The sequence below is a fragment of the Acinetobacter baretiae genome (assembly GCF_015627105.1).
Taxonomy (GTDB): Bacteria; Pseudomonadota; Gammaproteobacteria; order Pseudomonadales; family Moraxellaceae; genus Acinetobacter; species Acinetobacter baretiae.
In genome coordinates this window covers 1-7,633 of the sequence record NZ_VTDM01000047.1, presented here as the reverse complement: position 1 = coordinate 7,633, position 7,633 = coordinate 1, and the positions used below count along the sequence as shown (strand labels likewise).

At 34.0% G+C, this 7,633-nt stretch carries 7 protein-coding genes and 1 pseudogene; 2 read left to right on the top strand and 6 right to left on the bottom strand.

Annotation, left to right across the window (positions count from 1 at the left end; all coding sequences use genetic code 11):
* Positions 1 to 194 (top strand): IS3 family transposase (locus I2F17_RS12110; protein ID WP_211140115.1); only part of this gene is annotated, 194 nt, incomplete at its 5' end.
* Positions 195 to 262: 68 nt separating this feature from the next.
* Here I2F17_RS12110 and I2F17_RS12105 read toward each other — a convergent pair.
* The 6 genes from I2F17_RS12105 to I2F17_RS12080 form a co-directional block, all read right to left on the bottom strand.
* Entirely contained in the window at positions 263 to 901 is a 639-nt protein-coding gene (locus I2F17_RS12105; RefSeq protein ID WP_211140114.1) for an NrsF family protein, read from the bottom strand.
* The gene (locus tag I2F17_RS12100; protein ID WP_211140113.1) at positions 898 to 1,482 is read right to left on the bottom strand and encodes a sigma-70 family RNA polymerase sigma factor; all 585 of its coding nucleotides are present in this window, start codon (positions 1,480 to 1,482) and stop codon (positions 898 to 900) included. The genes I2F17_RS12105 and I2F17_RS12100 overlap by 4 nt, the downstream gene beginning before the upstream one ends.
* 18 nt (positions 1,483 to 1,500) lie before the next feature.
* On the bottom strand, positions 1,501 to 2,751 hold the full coding sequence (locus I2F17_RS12095; protein WP_211140112.1) for a protein-disulfide reductase DsbD family protein: 1,251 nt from the start codon (positions 2,749 to 2,751) through the stop codon (positions 1,501 to 1,503).
* A gap of 30 nt (positions 2,752 to 2,781) precedes the next feature.
* Positions 2,782 to 3,354 (bottom strand): peroxiredoxin, encoded by a 573-nt coding sequence (locus I2F17_RS12090; RefSeq protein WP_196423026.1) that lies wholly within the window; start codon positions 3,352 to 3,354, stop codon positions 2,782 to 2,784.
* A gap of 1,286 nt (positions 3,355 to 4,640) precedes the next feature.
* Positions 4,641 to 5,519: an SDR family oxidoreductase gene (locus tag I2F17_RS12085; protein WP_211140111.1), complete on the bottom strand. Its 879-nt coding sequence runs from the start codon at positions 5,517 to 5,519 to the stop codon at positions 4,641 to 4,643.
* Between the two features lie 331 nt (positions 5,520 to 5,850).
* A complete protein-coding gene (locus tag I2F17_RS12080; RefSeq protein ID WP_211140110.1) occupies positions 5,851 to 6,240 on the bottom strand; it encodes a nuclear transport factor 2 family protein in 390 nt (129 codons plus the stop codon).
* A gap of 1,291 nt (positions 6,241 to 7,531) precedes the next feature.
* Between I2F17_RS12080 and I2F17_RS12075 the strand changes: the two are divergent.
* Positions 7,532 to 7,633, top strand: a pseudogene (locus I2F17_RS12075) (IS982 family transposase); the annotation flags it as partial.

Here is a 7,633-nt window from a genome sequence, read left to right as displayed (position 1 = left end):
CACTCAAAGGGCATGTTGTACATGACAGTGTATTTTCTACAAGAAAAGAGGCTAATTCAGTCTTGTTCGAGTATATTGAAATTTACTACAATCGGATTAGACGACATTCTGCAAATGGTTGGTTAAGCCCTGAGGCTTTTGAACAAAACTATTTGAAATCTTTAGAGGGATCGAATCTCCACAATTCTGTCTAGGATCACTGTATGGGTTCAAATTTATAAAAAATAAATTCGCTCCATAAATAAATCTGACAAGGTGAAAGCTATTTTTTACCGCTCAAGTATCTACTTCCTAACCCAAAGCATAATACAGCTAAGGTTATGGCACCAAGCACATGCATTAGAAAATCGTTGAGACTGAATTGAGAAGAATGGCATAGTGAAAGTAGGGAAAAAGATAAAAAAATGGTACTTAAACTAAGTGATTTGAGTGTACTGATTGGATTAAAAAATGTATATCGTTTTAAAAAAAACATGCTAAATATAAGCATAGGTACGCCTGTAACAACCACAAAAAAATAGCATGGTGTACCATGTCCTAAATGCTCGATATGTTGTATTGGCGTCATTAAGCCAAATAGATTGATCAATGCCCAAAGGGTTAAACTAAGAATTAAAAACCACCAACGAAATGTGTAACCTGGAATTTGAGATAAAAATGCATGTGATAAAGCCCAGACACTAATCGTGATACAAATAATCCAGTTGAATATACTAAGCAAAGATGTAGGTAGGCGCCATGTTTGTGGTGCTGCGTTTAAAAGATATGCAGAAAAAATGCCTATACCTAATAAAAGGACCCCCCAAATGGTTGTAACCCAAGCAATATGAGGTAGCGGTTTGACAGGTTTTAAGTCATGAGAAAGGCGATCAATTAAATCGTGTACAGAATGTTGACTCATTTTTGATCTCTACCATAATGTCGTAATGTGATTAATGCCCGATGTAATAAAGATTTAACTGCTGAAATAGAAAGCCCTGTTTTTTTTGAAGCTTCATCTAAACTGAGTTCATTTAATTTAACCAGTTCAATGACTTGCCTTTGTGGTGCTGTGAGATGTTGTAGTAATGTGTCTAGCTGATAAATATTGTCTTCATGTTCTGTGTGATGATCATCTGATTGATCAATAATTTGTTGTAAAAGAACTTCATCATGTATTTCTCGTTTCCAATGTCGATTATATTTTCTGAGTACATCTATTGCCCGTGCAGAAGTAATTGTAGCAAGCCATGGGAGAATTGGCCGTGTAGGGTCGTAGGTGTGCCGAAGAGTATGTATGTTCATTAAGCTCTCCTGTACAATGTCGTCAATAATGGATGTATCACTGACCTTACAACGTGCAAATCGTTCAATGATTGGTGCTATGGCCAGTAATAGTTTCCGATATGCTTTTTCATCTCCGCGTTGTGCTAAACGCATCAGCTCTGGCCATTGCGTTTGAGGAGCACATTCTTTGGTTGAGTGGGAGATGAATCTGCTCAAGGAATACCTCTTAAAGGATTATAATTTTGCTGCGTTTTCTAACGCTGTAATGAAGCCGGTTTTTGTGAGTACTTGAGGTAAAATGACCGGTTGACCACCATTTGCAGGGTAAACGACATATAATGGTAGGCCGTCACGTCCATAGTTTGCCATAGCTTTCACGATATCTGCATTATAATTTGTAGAATCTGCAACCATATAAATCGTATTTGTTTTGATGAGAGCTGTTTGTACATCTTGTGTAGAAATCACATTTTTATCGTTGACTTGACACGTAATGCACCATGAAGCATTAAAATCGATAAAAATAGGACGTCGAGTATTTTGAGCATCTGCTAAGGCTTTTGGAGACCACTTAACAATTGTAGCTTGGTTTGATTGCTTCGTTTCACTTGGTGTAGATGTTTGAGCACTTGTATTGACACGTAAAGCACTATTAGGATTAAAAATAATATAAAAAGTTGTGGCCAATAGGCAAAGCGTGATGGCATATTGCCAAATTGACTTTTTTTCTAATAGTGCACGGCGCTGTGCTATACCATAAGTCCATGCTGTCATCGCAAGAAGAACACAACACATTAATATACTGGCTAATCCAGATGCATCAGTTTGCTGTGCAGCAACCCATACTAACCATGCTGTAGCAGCATACATTGGAAACGCTAAAAAGTGTTTAAGTGTTTCCATCCATGCACCAGGTTTTGGAAGTTTTTTAGATAAACTAGGTGTAAACGACAACAAGGTAAAAGGTGCAGCAAAGCCAAGGGCTAAACTAAAAAAAATAGCTAAAGCAATGGGTGCACTTTGCACAGATGCATAGCCCACGGCACTTGCCATAAATGGGGCGGTACATGGTGTAGCAACAACAATGGCTAAAGCCCCTGTTAACGCTGCACCATATATACCACTTTTTCCATTTTGATGTTGCCCAATGCGTTGCAGGCTTAACCCCGCCTCAAAAACACCAGATAAATTGAGGGCAGATGCGAGCATAACTAATGCCAACACCGCGACAACTTTAGGGGATTGTAATTGAAACCCCCAACCTACAGCTTCTCCACCTGCTCTTAACGCCAATAAAACACCTGTCAAAGCGAACATTGAGATGATCACACCGACCATAAAGGCAATACCTTCTTTTCGTAGGCGGGATTTATTATCTATATGGCCAATTAATCCCATGATTTTAAATGAAATAATAGGAAAAACACACGGCATAAAGTTTAAGATAAGTCCACCTAAAAAGGCAGATAGAATCGCAATAAGCATTTTATTGTCCTTGAATTACTCAATCAGCGTTTATTTTTTTGTTTTTTGCCATTCGGTCACTGCATCCATACTTTTATGAATATGCATTTCAGGATTACTGTCTGTATATGACATGAGTATTTTATGATTTGGTGTGATGACATAAGAGGTACGATTAGATAAAAGCTTATCGTTACCCGCCATTAAACTGTCATATTCTTTCGCAATTTTGGCGCCAGGATCAGCAATAATCGCAAATTTATTACGGCATTCTTGTGCCGAAAATTCTTTGATTTTTTCGACATTACCCGCTGTAATACCATAGACTGTAGCGCCTTTTGCATTAAACTCATCAGAGGCTTCTGCAAATGCATGTGCTTCTAATGTACACCCTGAAGAAAATGCAACAGGGAAAAAATACAAAACAACAGGCCCTTTTTTCAGTGCTTTATCTAAAGAAAAACTAAAATCTTTGCCTGCAAGTGCGGCATTTGCAGTAAAAGAAGGCGCATTACTATTTACAGGCAAGGCAGCATGAGTTGTTAAAGATGCCATACCGAGTGTTAAAGCGAGCATGGAGGATTTGATGGTATGAAATCGTTTTTTTGTATTGAGCTGAAACATATTTATGTCCTTTCTTTATAAGTATGAGGATATTGTTATTGATACCCTTAATTAATAGTTCGTTTGGAGTAGGTAAAAAGTTGCGCTAAATATTTATTTTTTTAAAATATTTTTTAAGTATTTGAAATAAAAAATTATATTTTTAATAAAATGTATTTTTATTTAAAAAATCTCAAAATAATTTGAATACGAAAATTTAACTTTTTCAGAAGTAATCATTACATAAAATTCAATAATTTAATTTTTGTTAAAAAGTAAACTTTGACCCTAAAATGAACAAGTTTATTCAATTAAATAACATGAAGGCATGTTTTCGTGAAATATAACTGTTATTTTTTAGAATATTGCGAATAAAAAACCAAGAATAACTCAGTAGGAATGTAAATACTTAATCGAAATGCTTTACTTTAATCCTCAGTAATACAAGATCTTTTAATCATTATTTTAAATAAATAGTACGGTACACTGAAATTATTAAATATATGTTGGTACAAAAAATTGACATGATGTATTTTTACAAGAAAACGGAATTACCATAAGTGTGTTTAATAGTTTTAAAGAGCAATAGGTCGGATGTATTTATAGTAATTTTTTCCAAAAAACTTATTGCATAGCCTCATGTAGCATGAGCATGATGTGATGCAAAAACCATTAAATCTCTTACGACAGTCAAAAAACAATCAAGCACAACGTATGATTTATAATACATTGTGAAAGCAAACTACGTCTGAAATTGCTTTTTCACAAGAGATCTATTGTATTAGAAATAATTTTTTGTATTTTAAACTTATATCTACATAAATGTATTAGGGCGTGTCCTTATTTCATTTAATCAAGCCAATTAACTCACTTTATGATGCAACTTCACCTCTAAAGAGCAGATAAATCCTTTAATTTATGGTCATTTTTTTGCTGATCAGTCATATTTAAATGTTAAAAAACCATTTTGTAGCTATTTTTCAAATTAGAATAGATCCTAGTAACTTATCATGTTTTTAATGAAAATATAGAGCACATGAATGAACGTAAGATAGTGTGCATAAGTCTTTTAAAGGTGATGTGTTGAGGATTGTTAGTCAGGAGAAAAGTTGAAAATCTAATTTATAAACGTAAAAAGGTTATTTTTTGCGATGGATATTCACTAAATGGAAGGGTTTTGGAGGTATGCTTCAATCAAAAAAAATCACTAAAATGCTCTACAGTTAGAACCTGTAGAGCACGCATACATTAAAATAATGGCTTATATTTTGTTAATATAACATCACTTTCACAATGCAATAAAACGTTTATCCACCAACCATCATACCACCATTTGGGTGAATGGTTTGGCCTGTAATAAATGATGAATCGCTACTTGCTAAATAGACGAAAGTTGGCCCCATTTCACTTGGTTGTGCACAACGCTCCATAGGCGAATTCCCGCCATAATTTTCTACAAATTCAGGGTTAAATTGTCCCAATGTTGCGGGTTGAAGGGGAGTCCATACTGGCCCAGGTGCAACCGCATTAACACGAATACCGCGTTTTAAGAGTTGATTTGCTAGTCCACGAGTGAATGAAATTTGTGCACCTTTTGTGGTTGAGTAGTCCACCATGTTCCCTGGTGCTAAATATCCATTGACTGAAGATGTATTGATAATAACATCATCTTTTTCTAAATGTGGCAAAGTGGCTTTGGTTAGATAAAACATTGAATGAACGTTGGTTGCAAATGTATCTAGCCATTGTTCATCTTCTAATGTTGCTAGATCATCGTTAGGATATTGTGTTCCTGCATTGTTGACTAAAATGTTAATTTTTTTAAAATCGCTAAGAACTTGTGCCACTAAGTCTTTTGCTTCTTGACTATGTCGTAAGTCTACTGGGTATATGCGACAAACCCCACCTTCATTTTCAACCCATTGTTTAACCCATTCTGCATCGACTTTTTCTACTTCTGAGTCTTTGAGATAGGTAATGGCAACTTCGGCACCTTCTTTTACAAAATGTAAGGCTGCAGAGCGGCCTATTCCGCTATCGCCACCAGTAATGAGGGCAACTTTCCCAACCAATTTACGGCTACCTAAATAATTTTCAGAAATAAATTCAGCTTGAGGCTCTAATTGTGCATCACTGCCAGGATATTCTTGTTTTTGCGCATGTATATTAAATTTATTGGTGGTCATTTGGCCTTTTCCTTATACAATTTATATAACGTAAGCTTATACATTAATTTGATGTCTTATTATTTGGTGCAGTAAATATGTTTCAAATATTAACGTTATGTAATTCATACGTATATCTTGTTATTTTAAGCTGTATGTAGGGTAGAAGATATGCTAAAGCGTATGAACTAACGCTCTTGATAATCCAACTTATGAAAAAAATAGGCATGTAGATTATGTTTATGAGTATTGGCATCTATATTTAGAAGGTATGTTTGAATTAACCTAAACTTTCGTAGTAAAAGTTTAGGTTTTAATGAAGAGAACCTAAATGAGTTTTGATCTGAGTTCACTATTTTAAAGCAGCTTGAACCATTGCACTGTCTACGAACTGCTCCATTTTTATCACTTTTTCATGTTCTAATTCCCAAAGGTGAGCAAACGTAGCTTCAAAGTATTTGCCTGTTGTGTTTGATGTGCCTGAATATATGCCAAATACCGCAACCTTATTGTCATCACCAAGAAAAGTTTTTGCCTCTGTTTTAAAACCACTCCATTCTGTTGCGAGTCGGTAAAATACATTTGTTTTGATGGCATTTAAACCAATGTATGTTCCACCTGTGGGGAAGCCTGCAGCTTCTGTCCATTGCACATTTTCTGCAAGAATGTCTGCTAAAATGGGTGTAATTTCTTCAGATGATGCTTTATAAATTGAGCGAATAATATTTAAATTGTTGGTCATGGCAGGGCTCTTTATTGCTTTAAATGGGATATATGTTTAGAGCGTGAAATTTTGTTTTAGCATATATTGTTTGATGATTATGTATTATTTTAATAAGGGTTAGTATAGTCAAATCGTTAAAATATAAGCATGAATGATGCAAAACATTTTAGATAAAACGTTATCGGCAAGTTTAAGAACGAATATTTCATATAATCAGTATCCACAAATTTAAAGTTGGAAAAAGTAGATTGTGGTTAATAGAGCCTGTTCTTTTAAGCTTTTTGAATCTAGTTTTAGTGAAAATATTTTAAACGAGCGCACAGCAAAAAATGAATTTGTCCTTTGAATGGTGCTATGGACGAAAATTTACTTAAACTAGAAAAGCTATTATTAGGCAATAGTGCTGATCCTAATATTACGAAAATTATGGTATTTCTATGCTTTACAAAAGCTTAAGCTTCATAGATATACTAAATAGGCATAATATTAACCAACTGTATGATAAATATTTAGCAGATTCGATTAGACGTTATTCTAATGGAAGTAATAATATTGAAAGTTACAAGTAACTTCAGATCTTACCACGCTATGATCAGAGGAAAGCATTATTTGATCAGGTGAAAAAATTCTATTTTCAGAGTAAGAAAGTTGATGATGCTTATAAGGTTTTCGCATTACTTTTACAATATGGCGTTCATCCAAATCAAAATACAGCATAGTATTTAATGAAAAGATATACATCTTTTATACTGGCTGTTGAAAAAGGTGATGTTTATACCGTGAGTTTAATGCTGAAATATGGTGCCTAATTAAAACAGAGCTATGTAAAAGCTAACGAAGGATGCTCTGTTTTCCTATAGGAAATAGCTGATTACTTTAATGCAAATTAAAGTAAAGAATTAACTTTTTAGCTCTAGTATGTGCTTTTATTTAGCTTTGACCAAATAAACATGTACGCTGTAAAGTATCTATAATTTCGCACAAGCTTATCAAGTCGAGTAACCATTCTACAAAACTGTTTTAATATCGTGAGGAAAATGCTTTGCGATATATTTAAACTAATGAAAAACAGATACAAGTAAAAAACGACAGAATACATTTAGGAAAGCTTTTAGTATTGTTGACTGTATGAATAATTAGGTAGTTTCACTATACGATTTATAGGATATTTATAGAAAATAAATATCCTATTTTTCTTTTGCAGTGTGTTTATTAATTAACCCGAATCCTGTTTAAGGATTTATTTGAAAAAGCCAAGGATTAGAGCCATAAGTTGAGTTACTAGACACGACTTACCACTCTAATCCTCATGACTGATATTACTGCTTTATTCTGTACCATTGATGATTTTTTTATAAAATTTGAATCCACTTATTTGAAATTTCTAAAACAGAATCAATACTTCAAACGA

Bases quoted from the DNA above. Each gene is read 5' to 3' on its own strand.
- I2F17_RS12105 (WP_211140114.1), bottom strand. From the start codon at position 901: ATGAGTCAACATTCTGTACACGATTTAATTGATCGCCTTTCTCATGAC.
- I2F17_RS12095 (WP_211140112.1), bottom strand. From the start codon at position 2,751: ATGCTTATTGCGATTCTATCTGCCTTTTTAGGTGGACTTATCTTAAAC.
- I2F17_RS12090 (WP_196423026.1), bottom strand. From the start codon at position 3,354: ATGTTTCAGCTCAATACAAAAAAACGATTTCATACCATCAAATCCTCC.
- I2F17_RS12085 (WP_211140111.1), bottom strand. From the start codon at position 5,519: ATGACCACCAATAAATTTAATATACATGCGCAAAAACAAGAATATCCT.
- I2F17_RS12080 (WP_211140110.1), bottom strand. From the start codon at position 6,240: ATGACCAACAATTTAAATATTATTCGCTCAATTTATAAAGCATCATCT.